Annotated in this window: 1 protein-coding gene and 1 pseudogene; both read right to left on the bottom strand. The window is 70.3% G+C overall.

Annotated features, from left to right (window positions below; all coding sequences use genetic code 11):
* A pseudogene (locus EN745_RS37385) lies at nt 1–166 on the bottom strand (precorrin-3B synthase); the annotation flags it as partial.
* The coding region (locus tag EN745_RS34320; RefSeq protein WP_189363258.1) for a cobaltochelatase subunit CobN at nt 163–1,858 on the bottom strand (1,696 nt) is incomplete at its 5' end. The gene EN745_RS34320 and the pseudogene EN745_RS37385, both read right to left, overlap by 4 nt.

The raw sequence follows: 1,858 nt of genomic DNA, 5'->3' as shown, positions 1-1,858 counted from the left end.
CCTCCATGATACCGTTGCCGTGGCGCAAGGCGGATTCGCCGAGTCCGATCAAAAGCTTCGGTGGCATTCCTCCAGCGACCGGGTTGAGCCGCACCAGCAGTCCGTCGCCGGTCTGCATCGGCGTGCTGAGGGCAGGGCAGGCGCCACGGCGGGAGAAGGCGTTCATGCCGCCACCCGCTGGGCTTCGGCGATCAGCGCGGCGAGATCGTCATCGATGGAGTTCCGCAAGGGGTGCCACAGGCCGCGCCGCCGCGCGGAGAGGAAGCGTTCCGCGATCACCTTCGCGGCGGCCGGGTTCTCGCGCAGGATGAAGGCGCGAACGTCCGCGTCGCCGAGATAGGCATCGTGCACCGCCTCGATCAGCGCGCCCGATATGGCATGCGTGGTCTCGGCAAAGCCGACGAGGCGGTCGACGGTCTCGGCGAACTCCGAGGCGCCGCGCGGACCATGGCGCATCTGGCCGGCGATGAAACGCGGATTGACGGCGCGGGCGCGCACCACTCTGGCCACGGCTTCGCCCACCGAGCGCGGCTTCGGTTTCTGCGGGTCCGTGGTGTCGAGCACGATGAGGTCAGCATTCCTGCCGAGCGCGGCGAGGGCGGCCGAGAACCCGCCGATGAAGGCGACGTCAGCCGAACCCTCGAGGATGTCGCGGCCGGGGTCGTCGCCAGTGTGGACTAGCAGGTCGGCCTCGGCGATGCGGCCCTCGAAGGCGCCAGGCGCGGAAATCGCTTCGCCGTCAGCGCCGCCATAGGCATGCGAGGTGGCGTCGAGATAGGCACGGCCAATTTCCTCGCGCGCGGTCCAATCGCCGCGCGATAATAGATCCTCGACGCCGGCGCCGTAGGTGCCGGGCGAGGTGCCGAAAATGCGCGGGCCGACCTTGCCCTCGGAGCGCGTCGCCGCGGCAAGCGGATTCTCGGCATCGTCCTCGTCGCGGCTCGAAACCGCGCTGGCGGCGGCATCGATCAGCGCGATCTGGGTCGGGAACATGTCGCGGAACAGGCCGGAAATGCGCCAGGTGACGTCGACGCGCGGCCGGCCAAGGGCTGCCGATGGCAGCACCTCGATGCCGGTGACGCGGCCGGTGGCGCCATCCCATTGCGGCCGGCAGCCCATCAGCGCCAGGCCTTGAGCGATCTCCTCGCCGCCCGTGCGCAGCGAGGCCGAGCCCCAGAGGTCGATGACCAGCGTGCGCGGCCAGTCGCCATGCGACTGCATGTAGCTGCGCACGACTTCTTCCGCCGCTGCGTGGCCAAGGTCATAGGCGGTCGGCGTCGGCATGGTGCGGGGATCGGCGGTGAACAGGTTGCGGCCGGTCGGCAGCACGTCGGAGCGTCCGCGCGCCGGCGCGCCGGCCGGCCCGGCCTTGGTGTGGCGGCCGTCCAGCGCGGCTAGCAGGGCTGTCTTTTCCGCCTCTGCGCTTTGCCTGCGCAGCGGATCAGCCTCGTCCTCGGGCGCGCGGCCGTAGACGTGCAGTCCGTCCTTGACGGCGAAATCCTTGAGGTCACAGAGCCAGGCGTCGATGCGGCGCAGCGCTTCGTCCGGCGCGTCGGTTCTGGCAACGCCAGCTTCGGAGGCAAGCCCGGTTTTTCGCGCGGTCTCGACGATCAGCCTGGCCAGGCGGTCGCGGCGGCGACGGTCGAGCCCGTCGGCCTGCGCATATTCGTCGACCAGCCGCTCGAGGCGCTGCTGGTTCTCATCGAGGCCCGCACCAGTCAGCGGCGGCGGCAGGTGGCCGAGCGTGACGGCGGCGATACGGCGCTTGGCCTGCGCCGCTTCGCCGGGATTGGAGACGATGAAGGGGTAGATGACGGGCAGCGCGCCGGTGACGATCTCGGGAAAGCAGGTGCCGGAG

Source organism: Mesorhizobium sp. M4A.F.Ca.ET.022.05.2.1 (assembly GCF_003998845.1).
Classification (GTDB): domain Bacteria; phylum Pseudomonadota; class Alphaproteobacteria; order Rhizobiales; family Rhizobiaceae; genus Mesorhizobium.
Note: the sequence above shows the minus strand (reverse complement) of the source record. Positions and strands in the feature narration are given on the sequence as shown.